This window comes from Chloroflexus sp. (assembly GCF_034432675.1).
Classification (GTDB): domain Bacteria; phylum Chloroflexota; class Chloroflexia; order Chloroflexales; family Chloroflexaceae; genus Chloroflexus.
In genome coordinates this window covers 1-25,869 of record NZ_DAOUBI010000039.1, presented here as the reverse complement: position 1 = coordinate 25,869, position 25,869 = coordinate 1, and the positions used below count along the sequence as shown (strand labels likewise).

The following is a 25,869-nucleotide window of genomic DNA, read 5'->3' as shown; positions in this document are numbered from 1 at the left end:
TGGATTGCCGTATCCGCTCGTTATGCACGTGTCGTGCAGTGGTGGAGTGCGACACGCGCATGAGGAGCAGGCAAGGCAACCAATCCAGCGCGTGATGGCACTGTAGATAGTCGTCAACACTCCTCACTTCCATACAGATGGCGTGGGAGCAGGAATACTGTCGTTGGTGATTTGGTAAGCGTTCATGCACCTGTGCGATAGTCTGATAGCACGACAGCACAGCTTTTGTGAAATAAGTTCTAGTTTCCGAAGGTACAGCGTGACAGCGTGCTATGACTTCTATTCAACCAGATTCCGGGAAGAGGCAACATCGCTCTCCCCTTGGTACCGACAGTTCCGATGTTTAACCGTCAGGAAAGAAACGGCATAACCTGTTCTATAAATGCTTCTGGTTGTTCATCCTGCACCAGCAAACTGGCTCGATCAATCACTGCCACTTTCGTTGCCACCCGAATCCGAACAAAACCGGCAGCCAATCGCAAAGGTGTGGTCGTGGCATCACTTCCCCATACCAGAAGAGTCGGTTGGGTCAGGGTCGCAAAGGCTGAGGCAATGTTGCAGTTAAGCAGGCCACTAAGAAAACAGATCGGCGCATAATAGGAACCAGAGCGACGGCATGTCTCATAGAAACCGTGTAGACGTTCGGCAGTGACATTTGCCGGATCGGCGTATGCCTGACTGGAGAGAAAAAGGCGAATGCTGGCCCGAGTGGTAAGCAATCGATACAGCAGTCGACCTATCGGGCTGCGGAGGATTTGGTAGACGGTGTACGCTGCTATACCGGGCGGACGATCCAGTTGGCCGATACCGGTAGGACAAATCAGTACCAGGCGATTAACCAGGTCGGGGCGGCGAACAGTAGCCATCACTGCATACGCTGCGCCTAATGAACTGGCAATCAGGGCAGCAGGTTGACCGATCCGTTCAAGTATGGTCGTGATCAGATCGATATACACCGCAGCCCGATAACGCCAGGGTGGGCGCGCGGAATTGCCGTAGCCGGGCAGATCGACTGCATGGACGGCAAAATGCCGGCTCAGGCGTTGAAATGGTTCGCGCATCTCAAACACTGATGCGGCGGCATTAATGCTGTGAATGAGCAGGACAGGTTGACCAGCACCGGCCTGGTAAACAGCAATCGGTAGGCCACGCCAGGTGACATAGTCGGGCGACACCGGTAAGAGTGGTAAAGTCGATGCAGCAACCATACTGTATCCTGTGTGCTGTACGTAGAGCAGGAGTTTTAGACTTCACGCCTGCTACCGATAGCAAGCACGTGATACCTGCACGATAGCGCCATTGCTGCTCACCTGAATGGCAGTGACGTATGAACAGCCGCAGCCACACTATAGATTATGCAATAACATCAAATGAAATGCAATAACTTGTTATATATGCAAAATTATAACCATCACCTGGCGAAGACTGTGCGGTAGTGAAGGGATTGCACCATCGGGAGCGAGCACGTGGATTAACCTACCACCTGGCATCGATTACGGGGGGAAGGGAAGCATGATTTCGACATAGCAGGTACCATGAACTGAACCAGAAATCCACCAGACCCGTTACCGACAGACACTTCGCGCTATAATGAAGTAACGTTACCAATGCAAAGCAAAGGAAGGTAGCATGACTCAATCTCAACCCAACCGCTTTATGCCGGCACCACTTGATGAATATGCGGTCAAGATTACGTATGGCCTGGCGTATCTTGGTGGGTTGCTGGTACTACCACAGTTTTTTGCCTACCTTGCCAATATCCGTTGGAACGGCTTACAGATACCATTGGGACTGGCAGCCGCGCTGGCACTCTTCCTCTTGCTGAGTTATGCCTTTCAGCCACGGGCGTACCGGATTGATGCCAACGCACTGGTCATCGAACGTCGCTGGGTACCGGCAATGATTATCCCGTTTGATCAGATCAGCGGGGTCTCGCTGGCTTCCGGGTTAGCAGATATGCCACGTTTCGGATTGCGTTTTGCGTTCAACCCCGGCGTCTTCGGGTATCAGGGGCCGTTTCGGCTTGACCCATACGGGCAAGTTGCCTTCTTTGCCACCAATCGCCATCGGCTGGTTGCTATCGCCCGCTATGATGCTTCGATAGTAATCATCAGCCCTGATCGACCACGAGATTTCATTGCTGCCCTTAATGAGCAGAGGCTCGTAGCCGCGACCCGTCAGATGGAAGAGCGGGAGGTTTTGGAGGTACAGAATGCGGTTTAAGGCGCTGGATCGGCTCTATTTGCGCTGTCGTTACGACCAGTTTATTTCAGGGGCATTGCACGAAGACGGTCGGCGCTACTTACCGCAGATTGTGGTGACACCGCTGGATGCCGGTACAGACACGGCAGCGGGAACGAGACTCTGGCTGGTTGACCGGCATCATCGGGTCGATCCAACGCTCGTAGGCCAAATCATTAATGTGCGACTGCTGTGTGCACTCAGCAGTATCAGGATGCAAGTTCCGCCATTGCGAGCAGGTTTTATCCCATCACCAACCGAAACTGCCACTGCGCCACTGAGTGAACCGGTCATCTACGGTCAGGTTGCCGATGTATTGACTTGGGAGGTGCAGCACGAACATCTGCCGTTCGAGACCCTGTACACCGAACTGGTAATCAGGTTGAGCGAACGGGCAACAATCGGGCTGCGCACAACACTCAGTGCACCCCGAATTACCGATCTGATAGGTTGTGCTGAATTGCTTACCGGTCACTGGATAGAAATTCAGCGATCCCGGATCGATATTCTCACCCTTGAAACCGATTGTACGGAACCTGTACAATCAACGGGCCTGTACTAACAGTGCTACAGGGGCAACTTTGTTATCAAGATGGGCGCAGCGACCTGACCCTACGCGGTCGTAACACCTGTGCATAATACCCCATCAACTCTTGCATCACCCGCGGCCAGGAACGCTGTTCAGCAATTGCCCGTCCAACCGTACCCTGGGCCAGACGCCGTTCATCACTGGCAAGGACTTCGCGGAGCCGGGATCGCAGATCACTCACAACACCGGGCGTGAACAGGTAGCCATTATGACCGTGATGGATGAGATCAAGCGCACCACCAGCCCGTGCAGCAACCACCGGCAGAGCCGAGGCCATTGCCTCCTGTACTACCTGACCAAAGGTGTCGGTATCAGACGGAAAGACAAATACGTCGGCGCTGGCATAAGCTGTTGCCAGATCATCTCCTTTGAGATAGCCGGTAAAATGAACTGGCAGACCGGCACAACGGCGTTGCAATTCAGAGCGAAATGGCCCATCGCCAACGATCACCAGACGGGTATTCGGCAGACCACGAATTGCCTCTGGCAACAGATCAACCCGCTTTTCGGCAGCTACTCGTCCTACGTAGAGCACAACTCGCTCGCCGGGCTGCACACCGACCGCAGCCCGCCATGCCTTGCTGCGATAACGGGGATGAAAACGTTCAATATCGACACCGCGGCCCCAGATGCGCAAGCGGCGAAACCCAGCGGCTCGCAGCACATTCATCGTGAAGCGCGAAGGGCAGAGATTAATCCGGCAGCGGTTGTGAATCCAGCGCAACCAGGCATTGACGCCGTGTTTGAGGAAGCCAAATCCGTAATGCTGACTGTACGCGCCAAAATCGGTATGGTATGAAGCAATCAACGGTAAGCCGAGCCGCCGCACAATACCGGGCACGATAGCCCCCAACACTACCGGGCCAACCAGATGCACCAGATCAGGTTGAAACCGTTGCAAGCGAGCGGTTAATCCTGGCTGCGGAGGGGTAAGCTTTACTTCCGGGTAGAGTGGCAATGGCATACCATTGAGCGGCACAATCTCCGCACCAGCATAGCTAGAGGGAGCGCCATGGGGGGCAAATAAGAGCACATCGTGCCCCTGATACTGCAAATACTCAAGTAGCCGACAGAGGGTCGTCGTCACGCCGTTAACATCTGGGAGAAAGGTTTCGCAAATCAACGCGATACGCATCTGCTTGCAGCTCCCACCTCTTGGTTCGTTTCTCCTCTATGCACGATACAGGAGAGATGTTAAGGCGGTATGCAAGGGGCGTTAAAGACTGACTAATGATTAACTAAGCCTGGAGTTGCCAATAACTGACCCTTTACGGAAAAGGTGCCTTAACTAGAACCTATTTCAAAAAGCATCTACGAGAAGGTATCTTCTTCATTGCCGCTCGATTCCATGTTCACGACGAGCACATTCAGCATCCCCGTGACCAGCCGGGTCAACGACGTTGCATGCGCCAGATTGTGTGTACGGCTGGCGCGGCAGCATGGCTGCCGCACTCCAAACAACGCCACGCGCGGATGATGAGCAAGCAAGGCAACCAATCCAGCGCTGATGGCACCGGAGATGGTTGTTCGAGCGCGACAGTACAACTTTTTATGAAACAAGTTCTACTGACAGACTCCATAATCGTGACGAGCACATTCAGCATCCCCGTGACCAAGAGTAAACGGTATAACACGCGCCGGATCGTGAGCGCGACAGGTGCGACAGTATGGCTGCCGCACGCCAAACGCCGCGACACGCGGATGATAAGCGGGCAAGGCCACCAATCCAACGAGGACTACACCGGAGATGGTCGTTAGCCCTCCTCGCTGCCATACAGGCAGACTGGGTGCAGGATGTGCTGTTTTTAGTGATTGACAAGCGTTCATGAATCTGTGCGACCGTTATGAAATAAGTTCTGGCATTCAATGATGTTCAGCATAAACGAGAGACAACCATCGCACTTTTTCTCGATGAAGCCAGGTTAAGGAAACGACCAGGAATGTGAGCTAATGCACAATCAATCGTAACAACAACCGAGTATAATGATTAAGGAGCAAACTCATTTGCACTATCTGATGAAGAAAACACGGTGAAATCGCACAGCCTGGCAGTGCACATAGGGTTCAGCACGATAGACAGCGATCTGGCAAGTGGAGTTTGCAGATATGACGAGCGCAACGAACCATCACGATGCATGCTATCAGCGGTTACGAACCCTCTTTCCGGCCAGAGAACTGGTCTGGATTGAAGCAGAGGAACATCTCAACGACGATATTTTTTGCCGCATAACATTGCTCTGTCGCAACGAATTCGGACAATGGGAGCGGCGGCGCTACCGTTATGATACACTGAGTGAGGCACTATTTTTTATGGGGGCAACCCCGGTAAGCGAGGAAGAAGCTGCACGCATCCGCCGCACCGCTCCCCGTTTACCGACAATCTCACCATCACCAGCGAGGGCTGTATGAAATCACAATCGATAGACCCGGCACCGCGTCGCATGGGCAAGCGCAGCGTCGTAGCCATAGTGATGATCAGCATTCTGGCTCTTCTGATCTTCTTTGCACTGAGCTTAGACCCTGGCGAGCAGGCCCGATTTCTTACCGGTGGCGGGAGTGTGCTGGTACTGGCTCTACCGGCATTCATCGCCGGAGTGCTCAGCTTTCTCTCACCCTGCACGCTTCCCATTTTACCGGCCTACTTTGCCTTCACCTTTCAGGCCGGTGGGCAAGGTAAAGCACGCATCGCGATGATGGGCATCGCATTTTTCCTTGGTCTGGCAACGACCATGACCCTGCTGGGAGCCAGTGCCACTGCGCTCAGCGGTCTGCTCTTTGCCAACCGTAGTGCACTTACCTTTTGGGGCGGGCTAATCATCATTGGCTTTGGGATCATGGGCATGCTTGGCAAGGGATTTGCCGGGCCTCAACTGCAAGAACGTCCGGCAGCCACCTTTGCCGGCTCCTACATCTACGGAGCCACCTTTGCGCTAGGCTGGACGGCCTGTGTTGGTCCGATTCTGGGTGCGCTCTTAACCCTCCTGGCGGCAACCAGTGATGTTGCCATCATTCAGGGGGCAGTCCTGGCCTTCATTTATTCACTTGGCCTAGGCCTACCTCTCATCCTGATCGCGACCTTCTTTCACCGGCTAGGTACCGGATCGCGGGTGTGGCGTCTCTTGCGTGGACGCGGCTTTACCGTCCGCCTCTTTGGTCGTGAACTGTTTCTGCATTCGACCAGCCTGGCCAGCGGTGCCTTAATGGTTGTGATGGGACTCTTGCTGGCCACCGGTCGGCTCGAATGGATTTCGCAGCAAGCCAACGTCACCCCAATGGCCCAGTGGTGGGTCGAGATTGAAGCTGCCATTGGCCGCCTGTTTGGGCTTTGAGGATTGTATGACCAGTAGCCCCATTCGTGCCGCCGGTTGTGTTGTGCTGGCCCGTGACCCAACGGGCCGGCTTCTTGTCTTATTGATCCAGGATCGGCGAGGGATATGGACACTCCCGAAGGGCCATGTTGATGAAGGGGAGAGTGACGAAGAGGCCGCAGTACGGGAAGTAGCTGAAGAGACCGGGATTCACTGCACGATTGCTGAACGGCTTGAACGGATCACCTATCCCATCTATCACCGTGGTCGCTGGCAAGACAAACAGGTCACCTTTTTTCTCGCTAGTGCTGCACCTGAACCACCGACACCTGCCGTTGACGAAGGAATTCGTACCGCAGCCTGGGTGCCCCTTGACGAAGCTCCGTCCAAAATCATCTACCGACAGCTTCGCAATCTGCTCCAGCGTGTTGCGCACCGGCTTGGTCCGACCAAATCCAATTCACAATAGGCCCCAATCGCAACTTTTGTACATCGCCGCGTAATCTCTTCGCATAGACCAGATAGACGTGCTATAATGCACCATATAGCGCACCGATGTGTGCGTATTTTCGGGCAAGTAATAAGCCACTTCTGATGGCGCGAAGCGGTATTGTGTTTAAGGATACAACAGTGAAAGTTATTACTGAGAAACTACCAAAGAGCATGATCGCATTGCAGATTGAGATCGACCGCGATCAGTTCGAGCGCAGTCTTAATCAGGCGGCCCGTCGGCTATCGCAAAAGTTTCCGATCCAGGGCTTCCGTCCCGGTAAGGCACCTCGTTTTATCATTGAACGCACCTTCGGGCGCGAGGCATTGATTGAAGAAGCGACGGAAGAACTGATTAACACCGGCTATCGCAAAGCCATCAAGCAAGAAAACATCGAAGTCGTTGGTCCGCCAAATCTTGATAAGATTCATTCCATCGAACCATTTGTCTTCACTGTTCACGTGCCGGTACCTCCCACGGTTACACTGCCCGATTACCGGAGCATTCATGTACCGCTAGCCGTAGAACCGATCACCGACGAGATGGTCGAAGCGGCGTTAGAACAGATCCGTGAAAAACACCTCACATTGCAGGAACTTGACGAACCACGACCGGCTCAGCAAGGTGATCAGGTACAGGTGCGTTTGAAGACGGTGGTCGAGGGAGAAGAAGAGGAAGCAACTGAAGAGCAGACTGAAGAAGTTGCTGATGACTCTGAAGCTAAAGCCGAGACCGAAGCCGAAACCGACCAGACAGATGATGAGGAGAAAGGGGACGAAGTCGAGAGTGAAGGTAGCGAAGAGACGTTACCTCTCGAACCGAATCGCCTCATCCCCGAACTGTATGAAGGTTTGATCGGCACGAGTGTCGGTGAGAAGAAAACCATTGTGGCTGTTTTACCTGATGATCATCACGAAGAGTCGCTGCGTGGTAAAAAGATAACCTTCCACGTCGAGATACTCGATATCAAACGACGGATCGTCCCGGCTTGGGAAGAGCTGCCGGCGCTTGAGAGCTTTAACGGCACATTAGAGGAGTTTCGTGCGCATGTACGCGAGAACCTCGCAAATCAAGAGCGCAAACGTGCCGAACAAGAGCAGCTTAATGCGTACATCGAGCAGCTTGTTGAGCAGACCACGTTTGATATTCCCGATGTGATGATCCGCGATGTTGCGCACTCGATGCTCCATGAGCAAGAGCAACAGTTCGCGCGTTATGGCATCTCGCTTGATCAGGTGCTGCAATATCGCGGTGTGACCCACGACCAGGCGGTTGATGAGCTTATCCCTGAAGCCGAGAAACAAGTCAAGGTCACACTGGCGCTTAGTGAAGTGATCAAACAAGAGGGGATTACGGTCGACGAGGATGAGATCGAGGCCGAAATTCAGACTATTCTGGAAAGCTACGACGAGAAGCAACGACCACAGGTCGAGAGTAGCCTGCGCGGTCAATTGCGCTCGTCGGTAGCAAATGTTGTCCTTGATAAAAAGCTACGTGCTCTGCTTAATGCAATTGCGAGCGGCAATTCAACAGACACCTCTGATTCCAGCCCTGCCGCTCCCGACGGAGAAGGTGCAACTGATGTGACAAATTCCGATGAACCGGTGAGTCGTTCATCGCACGAAGCATGAGGAGTGTCATATGAATTGGTCGTCTCGTTACAGTCACGATTGGCGCAGTATACCGGGACCAGAATGGCTCTCGCAACGACCGGAATTACTCATCCCGATGGTTGTCGAGAGTACGAGTCGCGGTGAGCGCGCTTTCGATATCTATTCGCGGTTGTTGAAAGAGCGGATTGTTATTCTGGGCACACCAATTGATGATCAGATCGCTAATCTGATCGTTGCGCAGTTGCTTTTCCTGGAGAGCGAAGACCCTGATCGCGACATCTGGCTTTATATTAACAGTCCGGGAGGATCGGTTACTGCCGGCCTCGGTATCTACGATACGATGCACCACATTCGCCCCGACGTAGCAACTGTCTGTGTGGGTATGGCCGGCAGTATGGCTACTCCCATCCTGGCCGGTGGTGCCAAAGGTAAGCGGTATAGCCTGCCGCATTCAACCATTCACATGCACCCGGCCGGTGGTGGAGCGCGTGGCTACGCTCCTGATGTCGAGATCATGGCCCGCGAGCTGCTCCGGCTTCAACAAGTCGTGCGTGAGCTGCTGGCGAAGGATACCGGCCAGCCCATTGAACGGATCGCGAAAGATTTTGACCGCGATCTCTTCATGACACCCGAACAGGCCAAAGAGTACGGTATTATCGATGAAATCCTCACCCGTGAGGATGTGAAGAAATAATGACGCCCGGGTGGGTGCCCGGACCGTGCCCACCCGCTCGTCTGGAGAAATCCCCATGAGTCGAACGCGCAATTCTGGTCGTGATCCGTATGCCTGCTCGTTCTGTGGGCGCGGACAGGATGAAGTACAACGCCTAATCGCCGGCCCGGGTAACGTCTTTATCTGCGACGAATGTGTTGCGCTTTGCAGCGCCATCATCGCCGAAGAGAGCGATCAGAAGGCACCAAACGCTCGTCGCAGTACCCCTCCAGGCCCGACCCGTTTACCCACCCCTCGAAAACTGCGCGAACGACTTGACCAGTATGTGATCGGGCAGGATCGGGCAAAGATTGCGCTGGCGGTAGCGGTTTACAATCACTACAAGCGAGTACGGGCTGGTGCCAAGATCGATGATGTTGAGATCAGTAAGAGCAACATTTTATTGATCGGGCCAACCGGTAGTGGTAAGACGTTACTGGCGCAAACGATGGCACGTCTGCTCGATGTACCTTTTGCGATTGCCGATGCTACCGCTCTCACCGAAGCCGGGTATGTTGGCGAAGATGTGGAAAATATTCTGCTTCGCCTGATACAGGCTGCCGATGGTGATCTAGAACGGGCACAAACGGGTATTATCTATATCGACGAGATTGACAAAATTGCTCGTAAGGCTGATAACCCCTCGATTACACGCGATGTCTCTGGCGAAGGGGTCCAGCAGGCGTTACTCAAAATCCTGGAAGGGGGCGTTGCCCACGTCCCGCCACTCCCCGGACGTAAACATCCGCAACAAGAGTATATCCCGTTTGACACCACAAATGTGCTCTTTATCTGTGGCGGTGCGTTTGAGGGGATTACCAAAATTATTGCTAAACGGCTGCGAGGAAAACAATTAATCGGCTTTGGCAGCAATCCGGTCAATCCGGTTGAAGAAGAAGGTGCATTGTTGGCCCAGATCACACCAGATGATCTGATGCACTTTGGCTTCATCCCGGAGTTCGTTGGTCGCCTGCCGGTGATTGTTGCGCTCGAACCGCTCAGCCGCGAAGCCATGCTGCGCATCCTAACTGAACCGCGTAACGCGATTATCAAGCAGTATCAGAAGCTCTTCGCTCTTGATCATTGTGAATTGGAATTTACACCTGACAGTCTGGAAGCGATTGTTGATCGCGCGATGGCAGCCCGTACCGGTGCCCGTGCTCTGCGGAGCATTGTGGAAGAGGTGCTGCTCGATGTCATGTTTGAATTACCATCGCAAGAACACATCGGGCGCTGCATCGTCACGGCGGAAGTCATTCAAGGTCGCGGGCGTCCTATCCTGGTGCCGCGTGCCGATTACCGTCGCCGGCTTGATGAAGCAGTATAACCGTACAGATAACGGTAGCAGTACATTTCGTGAACGAACAGGTCAGTTGTAAGTTATCCGTACACGCCTATGCCACTCTTTCATCGCACGTCACAACGGACTGTTGATCAACCACCGCCAAAGCGGCGCATCCTGGTGGCCGATGATGATCCTTCCATTGGCCGCCTGATCCAGACGGCGCTGCCTACCCAGCAATATGAAACAACGGTGGTGGCAAACGGTCTTGAGGCGCTAGAGGCATTTGAACGAGAGACCTACGATCTGATCTTTCTGGATGTGATGATGCCTTTCGTCGATGGCTTCGATGCGTGCGAGCGCATTCGTGCCAAGAGTGACGTACCGATTGTGATCATTACGGCACGCGACGGTACTGACGATATTGTGCAGGGCTTTCGGCGCGGTGCCGACGAATACATCACCAAACCTTTTAAAGTTGCCGAATTTGTGGCCCGCGTTGAGGCTATTTTGCGCCGGGTAGATATGCAAAAGGCGCGTACTGCCCCAACCTTCGTAAAGGAAGGAGATTTGGTGATCGATGCGGTGGCGCATAAAGTAGCAGTACGCGGTAAAGAAGTCAAATTAACACCAATGGAGTTTGAACTCCTCTACTTTCTGGCAGCAAATGCCGGCCAGGTCTTTACCCGTGAAGTGTTATTTCGTGAGGTTTGGGGGTACGAGTACGTCGGTGAAACGAATCTGGTTGATGTTTGTGTACGTCGTCTGCGTGAAAAAGTTGAAGTTGAGCCATCAAAACCAAAAATCATTACAACCGTGCGCGGAGTAGGGTATAAACTTGAACGGCTTTAGGCCAATAATCACCTAACAAAAACCACAAGCGTCGAGTGCGGTGCTTCTGTATACCGCAGGGTAGGACTATGTCTTCAGCAGTATTTGTATCACGGCATCCACTGGTTCAACATAAGCTGGCCCTTTTGCGCAGTAAATGGACAGAACCGAAGAAGTTTCGCGAACTGGTACGTGAAATTGCGCAACTGTTGTTCTACGAAGCCACGCAGGACCTGACCCTGGCACCTCTCACGGTTGAAACACCACTGGCGACCTGCGCCGGCTATGAGGTGGCTGAACGCATGGGGATCATTCCGATTCTGCGGGCCGGTCTGGGCATGTCAGAGGCGATTGTCGAGATTTTACCGACCGTCCACGTGTGGCATCTCGGCCTGTATCGAGACCACGAGACCCTGCAACCGGTAACGTACTATAACAAGCTACCGAGTAAGCCGGACATCGATCTGACGATCATTGTTGATCCAATGCTGGCGACCGGTGGTTCGGCGGTTGCTGCAGTAGACATTCTCAAGCAGTGGGGTGCGCAGCGCATCAAGTTCCTGGGCCTGATTGCTGCTCCAGAAGGGGTTCGGGCACTGACTGAAGCCCATCCTGATGTTGCAATCCATCTGGCCGCCATTGACAGTCATCTCAACGAGCGAGGCTATATTGTGCCTGGGCTGGGAGACGCCGGTGATCGCCAGTTCGGGACGGGGTAAAGAATCATACCCTACGAAGGGAGCGGGTTTTCAGAGAGATAGGTTCCGAAGGCGGGCACAGGCGCTTGCCGGTGCTACGGTACCAGCGGAAACGGTAGCACCATCACTATGTTAATCATCCTTGCCATCTCAGGCACATTTCTCGTTGCCTTTGCAATCACCGCGCTGCTTGTTCCACCACTCATCACCCTAGCTCGCTATGAAGGATGGGTTGCCAAACCCGGCCCGCGCCATGTGCATCGCGAGCCGACGCCGGTTGTGGGTGGGCTGGCGATGATTGCCGGTCTGGTTGGGGCAATCGTGCTGAGTGCAGGTTTCGCGCAGATCGATCCGGCATTACGCCGTTCAGCGTTTGAGCTGTTACGGATTGGTCTGTTACTGATCGGTATCTCAATCATCGCGCTGGTCAGCTTTCTCGATGATCTCTACGATCTCCCAGCTTTGCCGCGTTTAGGTGTGCATATTATTGCCGCACTGATTGCAGTAGGACCATATCTGTGGGACCACACACTCTACCCCGATGTGCTTGGTCAACCGACTGAAGCGCGGGGGATTATTCTCACCGCGTTTAACTTCCCCTTTGTCGATCAGATTCATCTGCACAACCTCAGCCCGTGGCTGGCAATTGCCGCGACGGTGCTTTGGATTGTCGGCATGCAAAATATGGTGAACTGGATCGACGGTCTTGACGGCCTGGCTGCGGGAGTGACTTTTATTGCGGGCATGGTGCTTGCCATTCATACTCTCACCCTCGATCCGCCGCAACTGACAGTAGCCCTCTTGCCATTGGCCCTCAGCGGTACCTGTGCAGCATTTCTCCTTTACAATACGCACCCGGCGCACATCTTTATGGGTGATGTCGGTGCAATGACCATCGGGTACACACTTGGCATCTGCGCAATTATCGGTGGCGCCAAACTGGCAACGGCACTGCTTGTGATGGGAGTGCCCCTGGTCGATATGGCCTGGCTGATCCTTTCACGTACTTTGCGCGGTCGTTCTGCTGCCCAGGCGGGGCGCGATCATCTTCATCACCGGCTGCTCGACCTGGGGCTAAACCAGCGTCAGGTTGTTGGCTGCTACTACGCATTGAGTATTGCGTTCGGCTCGATTGGCCTGTTCGACTTTTTCACACCGTTGTTCAAACTTATCGCATTACTCGTTCTGGGTGGATCGATACTGATCGTTCTCCTCTTCTTACAACCCAAAACCCGGATAGCCTGAGCCGGATAGAAGGTATTATAGGGGAACGATCTCTTCCACTGGAGCAAGACGGAGATTCCCAATCGGACAGGCAGTCACACAGGCCAGATCAGTGTACCCAAAGCACAGATCACACTTATCGGCACGGTGAGTTGGGGTTGTCGGAGTCAGGGGAATGGACGGCCGTACCCGTTGCTGCACACGACGAAAGAGTTCCCAGAGCGGACCGGTAGAGTGGCTGGCACGCGGCACCGAAGTTACGGCATCGTAAGGGCACGCACTCACACATTCACCACAACCGGTACAGCGGTTGGTGATGCGCAGGGCACCGGTATCAACCCGCTCGATGGCATCTTCAGGACACACTTCGACGCATTCGGCACCTACACTACACTGCCGGCAATGGTTGAGCACATCGAAGCGATCAATCGGGGTACCATTGAGATGAAGGCGTGTGTGACCGTGGCGGGTAGCACAACCGATTTCACATAACCGACAACCGGGCGGACAACGCGCCGGATCGCGTACCAGGACGTGGGGAGTGCGCAGCAGACCGTGATTGACGGCCATCTCGATATAGCGGGCACGGGCTGCATCGCTGCGCACTGCGGAGAGATGTTTGAGTCGTCGCTCAGCGATAGCACGGAGATCGGCTTCAAGTGCCGGGTATTGTTGAAGCAGCCGATAAAAATCGGTACCGGGCAACACCAACAGATCGGTCGTCGTTAACGTTCGCGCATTAGCCCGATGCGTATCTCCGGTTAACAACGAAATTTCACCAAACAGATCACCTTCGCTCAGACTGGCAATCGTCTGACCATTATGCTCAACAACGACCTGACCACTTTCGATGAGGTAGAGCGAGTCGGCTGGTTCACCCTGCCTGACCACGAGTGTACCCCGTGGAACATGACGGGGTTGCAAGCGGGAGGCAATAGCAATTCGCTCTAGCGGAAGCAACTGACCCAAGACCGGCATTCGAGCCAGTGTTGCCTCGATCATCCGACGGCGATACACCTGGCGGAGCGCCGTGGTCAGTAAGGGGAGTGAGGCCAGATCATCACGCAGCGTTGCAATCTCAATCTGCAACAGATAGCAAGCCGTTTGGGTGAGCGCACTCATATGGCGAAAGAACTTACCAAAGAGTGGCCCCTCACCAAAACAATCGCCTCGCCCTAATATTCCCATCAACACCTCGTGACCATCCTTGTCACGTAGTCGTAGCTGTAATGAACCGCGTAGCAGAAAGAAGAGGTAACGAAAACCGCGTCGTTGGCCTATGACTGTCGCGCCAGCAGGGAAAGCGCGGAACACACCACGCTCGTACAAGATTGACAATTCAGTTGGAGAAACGCCCCGCAGACAATCGAGCGCCGCCAGCGCAGCAATCGCCTCTTGCCGGAGCTGTTGATGCTGAGCAGCACGTATCTGATCGAGATGATTGTGCAAGGGGCGCTTTAACGACGACATATGCAGCTCTGCGGTACAATACAGGGGTGAAGATTTATTGAGCTACATTGTACCATACTGATCGTTCAAGAGCGGTATAATAGAACGGCGAAAATCGCACCATACAGGATAATCGCATGCCGTTGCGTAGTCTTACCGTTGATCTTGCTCGCGGCCACGCCCGCCAGACCTTACCCGATGAAGTCGAACGAGACTACCTCGGAGGTCGTGGCGCCATTGCGTGGTTACTCTGGCACCAACTCGAACCCGACACGCCACCTCTGTCGGCAGACAATCTTCTGATCTTTGCAGCCGGCCCACTTGCCGGTAGCGCAGTGTTTGCCACGGGAGGCTTTACGGTCGGCACCCGTTCACCGCTCACCGGCGGCATCGGCTACGGCTGGGCACCGGGGCATTGGGGAGCCGCTCTACGGCGGAATGGGATTGATGTGCTGGTGATTCGTGGTGAAGCACCCGACTGGTGCTACCTGCTCATTGATGGCGATACTGTGCGGCTACGTTCAGCGCGCCATCTGATCGGACGTGATACGGTAGCCACCACTGCCGCTCTCAGCAATGAGCTGGGCGGTGATGTGCGGATTCTGGCAATTGGGCCAGCCGGCGAAGCGGGTGTTGCGTATGCCAGTATTGTCGCTGAAGGCCAGTATCTGGTTGAACCGGCCGGTACCGGCGCTGTCATGGCCGACAAAAAGCTCAAGGCGATTGTCGTGCGGGATCGTGCACCGTTACCGGCAGTCGATCCCACCCGTGTGCAAAGTGTTCTCCAATCGATCCGTCAACGCGGCGAGCAAAACCAGACCGCAAATGCGATTCGGACGATTGGCAGTGCCGGACTCCTGCCGGCAGCAATTAAACTCGGAGCGTTGACCAGTCGTGATGCGCGGGTGCCGGCTGACGGTGTCGCGATTGCTCGCATGTTTAGCGACATTGCTCGCCGGGGCGGCAGGCTGGAGCGCGGGTGCGCACAATGTCCGTTGCCGTGTTACATCGACTTGCGCACGAAGAGCGGCGAGACCCATCCGCTACCGGGGCTTGAATTGATTGCCGGTTTTGCGGCACGGGTTGGTATCACCGACGCCGATGCAATGCTGGCGATTGCCGACCGCTGTCTGCGCCTGGGGCTGGACCCAGCAGCAACTGCAGCGGCGATTACCTTCATGACCGAAGCGCAAGACGAGGGGCTGGTACGTCAGCGTACCCTCAACTGGGGTGATGGTGCAGCCGTCATTGCTGCCCTTGATCGTATCAGTCAGCGCCAGGAGAAGCGTGATATTCTCTCCCTCGGCGTGGGCGAGATGCAAGAGGCCGTTTGGGGATCGGCAGCATTTGCTCCCCAGGTTAAAGGACTGGCAATGCCGGCCCTTGATCCGCGAGCGCTTACCGAGATCGGGCTGGCAATGGCAACCAGCCCAATCGGAGGCGATTACCGCTATGCCATGGCGTTTGAAGAGCTGGTCACCGACCCACCGGCCTGGCTGCCGCCACCGGCCAGCGGGCCGCGCGAAAGCGAAGGCAAGGCGTTACACTTGATCTGGCACGAACGGTTTGCGGCTGCGCTTGATGCGAGTGGGTTTTGCCGGCGTCTCGGCCTGATGGCCTATCAGATTACACCCGGTGAATTGATTGCTCTCCTCGGTGCAGTCAGTGGTCGCACTATATCCGGCGCCGATCTGGTACGAATCGGGGAGCGGATCGTCACCCTCGACCGGCTCTTTACCCGTCGCTACGCCAGTAACAGTCAGGACACGCTTCCAGATCGTTACCTGCGCGAGGCATTGAGTAGTGGCCCAACTGCCGGCCACACCCCACCGTTGGAACAGCTCCTGGCCGAATATTATGCCCGTCACGGCTGGGATGCTGCCGGTGATCCAACGCCGGCCCGACTGGCCGAGCTAGGCATAGCGGTATAAGAGCATCGTTGCGCACGCCGGTGACATCCGATACAGGCAGGAAACGAAAGCCATACAACCTTCTGGCAGACAACGGGGCGAGTATGAACTCGCCCTCATTGTTACAAAGCAGCGAATGTAGAGCAGTACAGATTATGAGCCGATTCGTTGTCAAACTAGGCACAAGCGTCTTGACGGCGGGCACAGATCGCCTCCATCGCCCTTACTTTGTCGAACTGGCCCGCCAAATCGTTCGTTTGAAAGATGCCGGTCACGAAGTCGTCCTCGTCTCATCAGGGGCTGTTGCCGCAGGCAAAGAACGACTGGGAGTCAATCCTCATCACCGCAGCAATATTCCCCTGAAGCAGGTCTTTGCTGCGGTCGGTCAGAGTCGCCTGATGCACATTTACGAACAAATCTTTGAGTTGTACGGTTTACAGGTTGCGCAAGCCCTGCTCACCCGTGACGACCTGCGCGACCGGCGGCGCTACCTCAATGCCCGTAATACGCTCACCCTTTGCCTGGAGCAGGGGATCGTGCCAATCATCAACGAAAACGATGCTGTTGTCACTGCCGAGATTCGGGTGGGCGACAACGATAACCTCTCTGCGCTGGTGGCCGGCTTGATCGACGCTGACCTGCTCTTAATTTTGACAGACATTGCTGGGGTGTACAGCGCCGATCCACGCAGTGATCCAAACGCGGAACTGATTCGTGAAATACCAGTTATTGACGAACGTGTCTGGGCGATGGCCGGTGGCAGCGGTACCCACCGTGGCACCGGCGGCATGCAGACAAAGATTCAGGCTGCCGATCTGGCTACCCGTTCGGGCGTAGCCGTGGTGATTGCAGCCGGTCATGAGCCAGATGTGATTGTACGGGTGGCGAATGGTGAACGCATCGGAACTTTCTTCCCGGCTACCACAACCCACCCCGATGCGCGACAGCGGTGGATACTGGCCGAAACGGTTCGTCATTCGCGCATTGTGGTGGATGAAGGCGCAACAACTGCGCTGACCCGACACGGCAAGAGTCTGCTGGCCGCGGGTATTTGCGAGGTAAATGGTGAGTTTGACCGCGGGCAAACTGTGCGTATCTTTGCCCGCGATGGGCGTGAGATAGCGCGTGGCTTGACCCAGTACCGATCCAGCGATCTCCGTATGATTGCCGGTCTCCGTTCATCACAGATCGTTTCCGTTTTAGGGTATGATTATGGGCCGGAGGTCGTCCATCGCGACGATATGGTTGTACTGAGTGGGTAGAAATCTACGCAGACGGTGTCGTTGAGAGGATATTGGTCAATAAACCAGAAACAAACATTGCGAGCAGACACCACAGCACGTACAGCGCAGAGAGCTAACCTATCACAACAAGGAGCATTCTATGAGTTCCATCGAAGGGCCGGTGCGGGTGCGCTTTGCACCCAGCCCAACCGGTAGTTTGCACATTGGCGGTGTACGCACTGCCCTTTTCAACTGGCTCTGTGCCCGCCACTACGGGGGGCAATTTATTCTACGGATCGAAGATACCGACGAAAAGCGTTTCGTGCCCGGCGCGGCTGACGACATTAGCGCCTCACTCCGGTGGGTGGGTATTGATTGGGACGAAGGGCCAGATGTGGGTGGCCCTTACGGTCCTTACGTGCAATCAGAACGGTTTGAGCAGGGAATCTATCAGCCATTCATCAACCAACTTCTGGAAGCCGGTCTCGCCTACATGTCGTTTACCACCGAAGAAGAACTGGCCCAGATGCGGGCCGCAGCGGAAACTGCCGGGATCAAAGCATTTCGCTTTCGTGGCCCGGAGCGTGACTGGCCACTTGAGCGCCAACGTGAAGAGGCGGCCAATGGCAAGCCTTACACCATCCGGCTCAAAACGCCACTCGAAGGCGAAACGCGCTTTCGCGATCTGATCCGCGGTGGTGACGAGATTGTGGTGCAGAATAATCAGTTGCAAGACATTGTGTTGATCAAATCGACCAGAATGCCGGTCTATCACTTCGCCCATCTGGTCGATGATCACTTGATGAAGATCACTCACGTTATGCGTGGCGAAGAGTGGGTACCCAGTACCCCGTACCACGTTCTGCTTTACGACTTCTTCGGCTGGCCGCGCCCGGTCTTTGCCCATCTGCCGGCGATTCTGCGGCAAGATGGCCGTGGCAAGTTGTCGAAGCGCAAAGACGATGTGGCGACACAGCGATTCCGTGAGCGTGGCTACCTGCCGGAGACAATCTTCAACTATCTCGCCTTGCAGGGATGGAGCTACGATGGCGTGACCGAAATTATGACGCGCGATGAGCTGATTGCGCGTTTCACGCTTGAGCGAATACAACCCTCGCCGGCGCGCTGGAACCCTGAGAAGCTGCGCGACATGAACGGTATCTACATCCGTAAACTGACGACAGAGCAGTTGGCCGAGCGTGTGCTGCCGTTCATGCAACGAGCGGGCCTGATCGGCGATCCGGCAAGTGAGACGGAACGCTCGTATCTTATCAGGTTGATTCCGTTGATTCACGAGCGGCTGGAAGAGTTGCAGGAAGCGCCTGATCTGCTGGCCTTCTTCTACCAGGATGTGGTACCCGGCGAGACGTATAACCCTGCCGATCTGATTCCAAAGAAGTACGACGCGGCGCAAACCGTCGCCTTGCTGCGGGCTGCACACGAAGCCCTGAGTCAGCAAACCGATTGGACACCACCCGCGCTGGAGACAACGCTGCGCGCCCTCTGTGAACAATTGCAGATGAAGCCGGGGCCGCTCTTCGGGGCGATTCGCGTCGCCATTACCGGGCGCAGCGTGGCACCACCACTGTTTGATACGCTCGCCGGGGTAGGACGCGAACGGAGTCTCTCGCGCTTAGAGGCAGCGATTGCCGCACTGGAGAACCTGGCATGAGCGCTGTAAACTGGGAAGCCAGTCTTCATCACGATGGATCACCGAGGTATCTGCGCTTCAGTGGCCGCCCAGGTGACACAGCAGTATTTCGGTTCCGTATGGCCGCAGACGCACCGGTGAGTGGGGTCTTTCTCCGTACATGCCCGGATGGGGAACAGCAGTTTGTACCACTACGCGATCTGGGCGTGCGCGGAGTATGCCGGTGGTGGGAAGGTGAGCTACCAATCCGCATGATTCGCACCAATTACCGCTTCCTGATCCGCGCAGACGACGGTTTGCGCTGGTACAGTGCCGGTGGTATCACCCGTCACTACCCCACCGACGCAAATGATTTCGTGGTACTGGCCAACTATCACGCGCCAACCTGGGTACGTGATGCGGTCTTCTACCAGATTTTTCCAGATCGGTTTGCCGATGGCGACCCGACAAATAATGTCCGCGATGGTGCATATCTCTGTCACGGACGACCGGTTGTTGTGCGCCGCTGGGATGAACGGCCCAACCGGGCGACCGGATCGATAGAGTTCTACGGTGGTGATTTGCAAGGGATCGCGCAGCGCATCGATTATCTGACCGATCTGGGTGTGTCGGCACTGTATCTCAATCCCATCTTCCGGGCACCATCGAACCACAAATACGATGTCGAGGACTATACCAGTATTGACCCACACCTAGGAGGTGAAGCAGGGTTACTCCTCTTGCGCGAGGTGCTCGACGAGCGAGCCATGAAGCTGGTGCTTGACATCGTACCGAATCATTGTGGGGTGACCCACCCGTGGTTTGTCGCTGCCCAGGCCGACCCACGAGCACCAACAGCCGAGTTCTTCATGTTCCGTCGTCATCCCGACGACTACGAAAGCTGGCTGGGGGTCAAGACCCTACCCAAACTCAATTACCGGAGTGTCCACCTCCGCGACGTGATGTACGCAGGCCAGGATGCGATTATGCGCTACTGGTTGCGGCCACCCTATCGGATCGACGGCTGGCGGATTGATGTTGCCAATATGCTGGGGCGGTTGGGGACAGACAACCTTGGACACAAGATTGGACGTGGGATTCGGCGGGCAGTGAAGGCAGAGCAACCGGAAGCCTATCTGCTGGGTGAACATTTCTTCGACGGTACTCCCCATCTGCAAGGTGAAGAGCTTGATGCCACGATGAACTATCAAGGCTTCACCTTTCCCATCTGGCGCTGGTTGGGAGGGTTTGAGTTCAATCCGCAGCGGCCTGAAGCCGATCCACGACCGATTGCAACCGAGACGGTCGTTGCGCAATGGACGGCATTTCGGGCAGCGATACCGTGGCAGATCGCCAGTCAGCAATTCAACCTGTTGGGAAGTCATGACACCCCGCGTCTACGAACAATCGTAGGCGATGATCTGGCGCGAGTGCGGGTAGCGATGACGTTACTCTTCTGCTATCCGGGGGTGCCGTGTATCTACTACGGTGACGAAATTGGGCTAACGGGCGGCGGTGATCCTGATTGTCGGCGACCGATGCCGTGGGACGAACGAGAGTGGGATCACGACCTGCGGGCGTTCGTGCAACGGCTGGCACGCTTACGGCGTCAGTCGCCGGCGTTGCGCTGGGGCGGTTTTCAGCAGCTCTACGCAAACGGGGAAACGATTGCCTTCCAGCGCGAAGCACCTGAGGAACGCATGATCATTGTGGTACGGCGCAGTGATGATGGGCAACGCCTGCTGCCGGTGCGTCACGGCGGGCTGGCTGATGGGGTTCACCTGCGTGAACTCTTCAGCGGTGGCGAGACGGTTGTGCGCAACGGGATGCTGGATATTGGAAATTTGCCGGCCACCGGTGCGCAAATCTGGCAAACCACAGACAAAGACGAAGTGTTCTGAAGGATTGGCAGACAGCGATCAGCAACGGGCAAGCGCAGCCACTGCGCTTTGCGTAATTAAGGACGGTCGGTGCGTGCGGTAGTTACGTTGCCGCACGCCAGGTACGCGACACGGACACCTCGACCTCTAAAATGGTGGCGGCTGGTACTGCTGTGGTGAGACTGGCTGACCATTCCGATAGGCAAAATAGGCCCGCACCTTCGGCTGATCATACAACACCAGGCTAATAATCCCAAATGCCAGCGAAAAGACATTACCAGCGATGATATTGACGATTTGCATAATTGCCAGCGTCTTGTTCGGCTGTAGCGGCTGTAGCGGACGACTCAGCAGCCTGTAGGCATACGTACCGGCCACCGCCGCTACGATAATTGAATAGATACCGAGTGGAATCCCGCAAATAGTGACTATCCAGCCCAAACCGGCCAGACCGCTGATCACCGCATCAACAATCGCCATAATCGCAATGACCATGACTTCAGAGGGATGTTCCTGTACTCCAGGTACTTGCTGGTATTGAAGCTGATAGGGTTGGTAGGGCTGCTGCTGGTAGGGTGGCTGACCAGGTTGATAGCTACCGTACTCTTCCGGGCGCTGTGGATCATTCATCATCGGTTGTCCTTTCTGTCATGGTGAGACTATCAACGAATAGATGAAGTAATTCGTGGACACAGGCAACAAACCGGATACAACAATCTGATCGTTCTTAGCCAACAACTGTATAGCCCTGGAACAAATGAACAGTAATGTCGTTGGTGCACTCAGCGTATACCCTGTCGCTTTGGGGACGGCAACCTGTTGAACGCAGGACTTATTTCTGATCCTGCCCAAAGAACTCATCTCGACATGATGTACGATCTGCCTACCAACCGGGTTTCCAGAAAATGATAGCACATCGAAGCCCGGAATACCATGAGAAGGCAGATTACAATCTTCAGATTGATGGACTGACAATCGTGTATGCACATTACAAAATGGATGAGGGTGTCATACCAAATCTTGACTGACACTGTGCATCATTCAGATTGTCAGGCCGGTGCTAAACATCACACTTACCACTGACGGTCTACTGGTTGGTCATCAAAGGCGTACCACAAACGTTCACTGGCAGTCACGTTCGGGTGCAGTGCCGGCATGATGGATGGCTCCCGCTGTAGTGCGCTGGTTTAGGGGTGCGATACCTCGCGGTATGCAGGCACGGTGGGCTGGAGAAGGTAGGGAGCACGCCGGAGGCGCACGCTCGCAGGTTGCTCCCAGGTCCGGTGGCCGATGCAGGTAAGGAGCAAGTCGGAGGATCGTGTTCCTAGGCACTGGAGGCCGATGCAGGTAAGAAGCGAGCCGGAGGCGCACGTTCTCAGGTTTGGCTACCACGATGGATTGCTCAATGGTTCAGCACGAGCGTGACGGGAGACCGCGTGCCATGACTAAACCAGATTCGACATCACGCAGTGATACACACTGCCGGAGCGATACCGGCTGTTGCAGGGCATCCGGGAAGCCTCAACTGTGATGATACGATCTATCGAGATTTGATCTGAACATCCTGACCCGAATGATAACCCACACGGTACCTGCTCATGGCATACACACGCCGGCGCGTGTAGCAATCTTGCCCTTCAGAATCGCCTATCTTGTGTGGTTTGAACGGGCAGCACAATCGTTATCACCGGCCCACATACACTCACCATAATCGTTTGACACAACGCAACAGGCATGGTACATTTCGGTCAATCTGTGCTGTAAATCACAAACGGATTATCGGGCAAACCAAAACGACAGCAAAGGAGTGCACCGTGAGTGAACCCTTGGGAAGCGCCCAGCGCCCACTGCGTGTTGCAATTATCGGCGCCGGTCCTGCCGGTTTTTACACCGTTGAAGCGCTACTCAAACAAAAAAATCTCGTTTGCCAGATCGATATCTTTAACCGCTTTCCCACCCCTTACGGCCTGGTACGCGAGGGAGTGGCTCCTGATCACCAATCCATTAAAGCAGTAACCCGCATTTACGATAAACTGGCAGCGCATAGCAGCGTGCGCTACTTTGGTAATGTGATCTTTGGCGTGGACATTACCCATGCCGATCTGCGCGCCCGTTACGATCAAATCGTGTATGCAGTCGGTGCCCAATCAGACCGGCGGATGGGCATTCCCGGCGAAGACCTGTTTGGCAGTATGCCGGCAACCGCATTCGTGGGCTGGTACAACGGACGACCCGATTATCGCGATCTGGAAGTAGATTTGAACGTTGAGCGGGTCGTTGTCGTTGGCAATGGGAATGTGGCGATGGACGTAACCCGCATTCTGGTCAGCGATCCCGATGATCTGGCAAAGACCGACATTGCCGATCATGCGCTGGCAGCGCTGCGCCAAAGCAAGGTGCGCGAAGTAGTGATGCTCGGTCGGCGTGGCCCGGCGCAGGCCGCATTCACCAATCCCGAACTGAAAGAGTTTGGCGAGTTGCGTGGAGTGGACGTGATTGTCGATCCGGCAGACCTCGAACTCGATCCCCTGAGTGAAGCAGCACTGGCCGAAGACAAGACTGCGGCAAAGAATGTTGAGTTGCTGCGCACATATGCAGCTCGTGGCGACACCGGTGCGCCACGCCGGATTGTGATGCGCTTCCTGGTTTCACCAATCGCAATTCACGGTGTGGATGGACGGGTGACGGGTGTCACTATCGAGCGCAACCGACTGGTACAGGCTGCTGATGGCAGTTTGCGCCCGAAAGGAACCGGCGTAACCGAGGAATTGAGCTGCGGGATGGTATTGCGTTCGGTTGGTTATCGTGGTGAACCGCTCCCTGATGTGCCATTTGATGAAGCAAGTGGTACGATCCCCAATCGTGATGGGCGTGTGCTGAATGGTACAAACGGTGAGACAGTTCCCGGTGAATATGTGGTCGGTTGGATTAAGCGTGGGCCGTCGGGGGTCATCGGTACCAACAAGCCTGACGCAGTGGCAACTGTCAATAGCATGCTGGCCGATCTTCCCACTCTACCTGGTGCGCCAGAAAGTGATGATATTGCCGATTTGCTTCGTTCACGGGGGGTCGATTTCGTGACCTACGCCGACTGGCAACGGCTCGATGCCTATGAGACGGCACAGGGTGCAGCTCAGGGCCGACCACGGGTTAAGGTCACGCGAGTTGACGAGATGATGGACATTATTCGCGCTGGTCGCTAATGCGAGTCACTATGATTGCGCCCTTCGGCATCAGGCCGAAGGGCACATTACTTGCCCGCATGCTGCCCCTCGCGCAAGCCTTGCAGCAACGCGGGCACATCGTTACGATTGTTGCGCCCCCGATCCATAATCCTGCCGATGGTGGTACGGCACGCTACACCGGTGGGGTAATGGTTGTGCATACTGCGACCCCACCGATTGGCGGTCTGGCGGCAGCCATCTGGCACACCGTGGCCCTGTGGCAATGGGCACGACGGACTCAACCCGATGTGATGCATCTTTTCAAGCCTAAGGGGTTCGGCGGCTTAGCGGTTCTGGCGCGTGGTCGTATGCCGCTGGTGGTTGATTGTGACGATTGGGAAGGTCTAGGGGGCTGGAATGATCTGTTACCCTATCCACCACCGGCTAAAGCCCTCTTTGCATGGCAAGAGCGCGATCTACCGCGACGAGCGAATGCGGTCACGGTTGTGTCTCACACATTGGAGACATTGATTTGGGCGATGGGCGTACCACCCGAACGTGTCTTCTACCTGCCGAACGGTGCACCGCATGTTGAAGCGCCTTCCCGATCACCATCATCGCAACCGACCATCGTTCTCTACACCCGTTTTTGGGAACTCGATCTGGCGGAAGTGGTAACAGCGCTGGCAATTATTCAGCGTAGCCGGCCTGATACCCGTCTGATGCTGGTCGGTAAGGGAGAACGGGGTGAAGAACAGCAACTCCTGGCACTTGCTGCCGATCAGGGGTGGGCCGACATGATCGATTATCGGGGCTGGCAGGAGCCAGCAGCTATTCCGGCCATTCTGGCCGGGGCTGATGTGGCGTTGGCCCCGATTCGTGACACGCTGATCAACCGGGCGCGCGGGATGGCGAAACTGGTCGAACTGCTGGCAGCCGGGTTGCCAATCGTAGCGAGTGATGTTGGAACTGCCCGCGATTACCTTGCACCTGATGCAGGATTGCTCGTCCCACCAGGTGATGCATCGGCACTGGCAGCAGCTACGCTTCATCTGCTAGCCGATGAGGCAGCACGCACACGTTTGCGGATGGCTGCGCTGGCCGCTGCCCAACGGCTACGCTGGGAGAACCTGGCACCAATTGCCGAGCAGGCATACAGGTATGCTGTTGCTCAATCGGTGTTGCGATGAGCGGCACTGTTCTCCTAACACACGCCTGCAGGTCACGAGGAGAGGCGCAAGGCAGTGCGTCGCTACATTACCACTGTTCAGGGAGTGCGCCGGAGGCGTGCGCTCCCGGCTGTGTCTCCCTATGCATTACCCACATGTCACGCTGCGTTAGGCCGGGCTGCAAGCGCTCCCCGTGGCGCGGACTGCCAGCCCGCGTGCCGGCATCATCGCCACCGCCGGCAGGGGTTGGCCGTAGCCGCCGATATGCAGGCACGAACCTGGTACAACCAAACGTCTACGCGCAGGGATCGCATGCATGCCTGACCAACTCGATGATCGGCACGAGCACATTCAGCACCCTCGTGACCAGGATGGGGAACCGTATGCCACGCGCCGGATCGTGAGCACGGCTGGTGCGGCAGCATGGCTGCCGCACTCCAAACTGCACGACACGCG

General features: G+C 55.5%; 21 protein-coding genes. 17 read left to right on the top strand and 4 right to left on the bottom strand.

Annotated elements, in window-relative coordinates:
* Positions 1 to 350: 350 nt before the first annotated feature.
* Entirely contained in the window at positions 351 to 1,208 is an 858-nt protein-coding gene (locus VAE55_RS03350) for an alpha/beta hydrolase (RefSeq protein ID WP_322814399.1), read from the bottom strand.
* A gap of 421 nt (positions 1,209 to 1,629) precedes the next feature.
* Between VAE55_RS03350 and VAE55_RS03345 the strand changes: the two genes are divergently transcribed.
* Both VAE55_RS03345 and VAE55_RS03340 read left to right on the top strand, forming a co-directional pair.
* Positions 1,630 to 2,223, top strand: a complete 594-nt coding sequence (locus VAE55_RS03345) for a PH domain-containing protein (RefSeq protein WP_322814398.1) — start codon at positions 1,630 to 1,632, stop codon at positions 2,221 to 2,223.
* Positions 2,213 to 2,803, top strand: a complete 591-nt coding sequence (locus tag VAE55_RS03340) for a hypothetical protein (protein WP_322814397.1) — start codon at positions 2,213 to 2,215, stop codon at positions 2,801 to 2,803. Before VAE55_RS03345 ends, VAE55_RS03340 begins: the two co-directional genes overlap by 11 nt.
* A 25-nt stretch (positions 2,804 to 2,828) precedes the next feature.
* Here VAE55_RS03340 and VAE55_RS03335 read toward each other — a convergent pair whose 3' ends face one another.
* The gene (locus tag VAE55_RS03335; protein WP_322814396.1) at positions 2,829 to 3,965 is read right to left on the bottom strand and encodes a glycosyltransferase family 1 protein; all 1,137 of its coding nucleotides are present in this window, start codon (positions 3,963 to 3,965) and stop codon (positions 2,829 to 2,831) included.
* A gap of 971 nt (positions 3,966 to 4,936) precedes the next feature.
* On the opposite strand from VAE55_RS03335, the gene VAE55_RS03330 reads away from it, so the two are divergent.
* The 9 genes from VAE55_RS03330 to VAE55_RS03290 all read left to right on the top strand — a co-directional run bounded on the left by VAE55_RS03330 (position 4,937) and on the right by VAE55_RS03290 (position 13,009).
* Positions 4,937 to 5,239, top strand: coding sequence for a hypothetical protein (locus VAE55_RS03330; protein ID WP_322814395.1), 303 nt, complete (start codon positions 4,937 to 4,939; stop codon positions 5,237 to 5,239).
* Entirely contained in the window at positions 5,236 to 6,159 is a 924-nt protein-coding gene (locus VAE55_RS03325; protein WP_322814394.1) for a cytochrome c biogenesis CcdA family protein, read from the top strand. The genes VAE55_RS03330 and VAE55_RS03325 overlap by 4 nt, the downstream gene beginning before the upstream one ends.
* A gap of 7 nt (positions 6,160 to 6,166) precedes the next feature.
* A complete protein-coding gene (locus VAE55_RS03320; protein ID WP_322814393.1) occupies positions 6,167 to 6,607 on the top strand; it encodes an NUDIX hydrolase in 441 nt (146 codons plus the stop codon).
* Positions 6,608 to 6,768: 161 nt separating this feature from the next.
* The gene (locus VAE55_RS03315; protein WP_322814392.1) at positions 6,769 to 8,259 is read left to right on the top strand and encodes a trigger factor; all 1,491 of its coding nucleotides are present in this window, start codon (positions 6,769 to 6,771) and stop codon (positions 8,257 to 8,259) included.
* 10 nt (positions 8,260 to 8,269) lie between these two features.
* Complete coding sequence (locus VAE55_RS03310; RefSeq protein ID WP_322814391.1) at positions 8,270 to 8,935, top strand: ATP-dependent Clp protease proteolytic subunit; 666 nt, start codon at positions 8,270 to 8,272, stop codon at positions 8,933 to 8,935.
* A 55-nt stretch (positions 8,936 to 8,990) separates the two neighbouring features.
* Entirely contained in the window at positions 8,991 to 10,280 is a 1,290-nt protein-coding gene (clpX, locus tag VAE55_RS03305) for an ATP-dependent Clp protease ATP-binding subunit ClpX (RefSeq protein ID WP_322814390.1), read from the top strand.
* A gap of 69 nt (positions 10,281 to 10,349) precedes the next feature.
* Positions 10,350 to 11,087: a response regulator transcription factor gene (locus VAE55_RS03300; RefSeq protein WP_322814389.1), complete on the top strand. Its 738-nt coding sequence runs from the start codon at positions 10,350 to 10,352 to the stop codon at positions 11,085 to 11,087.
* Positions 11,088 to 11,155: 68 nt separating this feature from the next.
* The gene (upp, locus tag VAE55_RS03295; protein ID WP_322814388.1) at positions 11,156 to 11,785 is read left to right on the top strand and encodes a uracil phosphoribosyltransferase; all 630 of its coding nucleotides are present in this window, start codon (positions 11,156 to 11,158) and stop codon (positions 11,783 to 11,785) included.
* Between the two features lie 108 nt (positions 11,786 to 11,893).
* A complete protein-coding gene (locus VAE55_RS03290; RefSeq protein ID WP_322814387.1) occupies positions 11,894 to 13,009 on the top strand; it encodes an MraY family glycosyltransferase in 1,116 nt (371 codons plus the stop codon).
* Positions 13,010 to 13,024: 15 nt separating this feature from the next.
* Here the strand turns inward: VAE55_RS03290 and VAE55_RS03285 are convergent, their stop codons facing one another.
* Complete coding sequence (locus VAE55_RS03285) at positions 13,025 to 14,458, bottom strand: cyclic nucleotide-binding domain-containing protein (RefSeq protein ID WP_322814386.1); 1,434 nt, start codon at positions 14,456 to 14,458, stop codon at positions 13,025 to 13,027.
* 116 nt (positions 14,459 to 14,574) lie between these two features.
* Here VAE55_RS03285 and VAE55_RS03280 point away from each other — a divergent pair, with 116 nt between their 5' ends.
* The 4 genes from VAE55_RS03280 to malZ all read left to right on the top strand — a co-directional run bounded on the left by VAE55_RS03280 (position 14,575) and on the right by malZ (position 21,101).
* Positions 14,575 to 16,368: an aldehyde ferredoxin oxidoreductase family protein gene (locus VAE55_RS03280; RefSeq protein ID WP_322814385.1), complete on the top strand. Its 1,794-nt coding sequence runs from the start codon at positions 14,575 to 14,577 to the stop codon at positions 16,366 to 16,368.
* 134 nt (positions 16,369 to 16,502) lie between these two features.
* Positions 16,503 to 17,609, top strand: a complete 1,107-nt coding sequence (gene proB, locus VAE55_RS03275) for a glutamate 5-kinase (RefSeq protein WP_322814384.1) — start codon at positions 16,503 to 16,505, stop codon at positions 17,607 to 17,609.
* A 121-nt stretch (positions 17,610 to 17,730) separates the two neighbouring features.
* Complete coding sequence (gltX, locus tag VAE55_RS03270; protein WP_322814383.1) at positions 17,731 to 19,242, top strand: glutamate--tRNA ligase; 1,512 nt, start codon at positions 17,731 to 17,733, stop codon at positions 19,240 to 19,242.
* On the top strand, positions 19,239 to 21,101 hold the full coding sequence (gene malZ / locus VAE55_RS03265; RefSeq protein ID WP_322814382.1) for a maltodextrin glucosidase: 1,863 nt from the start codon (positions 19,239 to 19,241) through the stop codon (positions 21,099 to 21,101). Before gltX ends, malZ begins: the two co-directional genes overlap by 4 nt.
* A gap of 126 nt (positions 21,102 to 21,227) precedes the next feature.
* Here the strand turns inward: malZ and VAE55_RS03260 are convergent, their stop codons facing one another.
* Entirely contained in the window at positions 21,228 to 21,713 is a 486-nt protein-coding gene (locus VAE55_RS03260) for a hypothetical protein (protein WP_322814381.1), read from the bottom strand.
* A gap of 1,181 nt (positions 21,714 to 22,894) precedes the next feature.
* Between VAE55_RS03260 and VAE55_RS03255 the strand changes: the two genes are divergently transcribed.
* A complete protein-coding gene (locus tag VAE55_RS03255; protein WP_322814380.1) occupies positions 22,895 to 24,283 on the top strand; it encodes an FAD-dependent oxidoreductase in 1,389 nt (462 codons plus the stop codon).
* Positions 24,283 to 25,434, top strand: a complete 1,152-nt coding sequence (locus VAE55_RS03250) for a glycosyltransferase family 4 protein (protein WP_322814379.1) — start codon at positions 24,283 to 24,285, stop codon at positions 25,432 to 25,434. The genes VAE55_RS03255 and VAE55_RS03250 overlap by 1 nt, the downstream gene beginning before the upstream one ends.
* Positions 25,435 to 25,869: the final 435 nt, after the last annotated feature.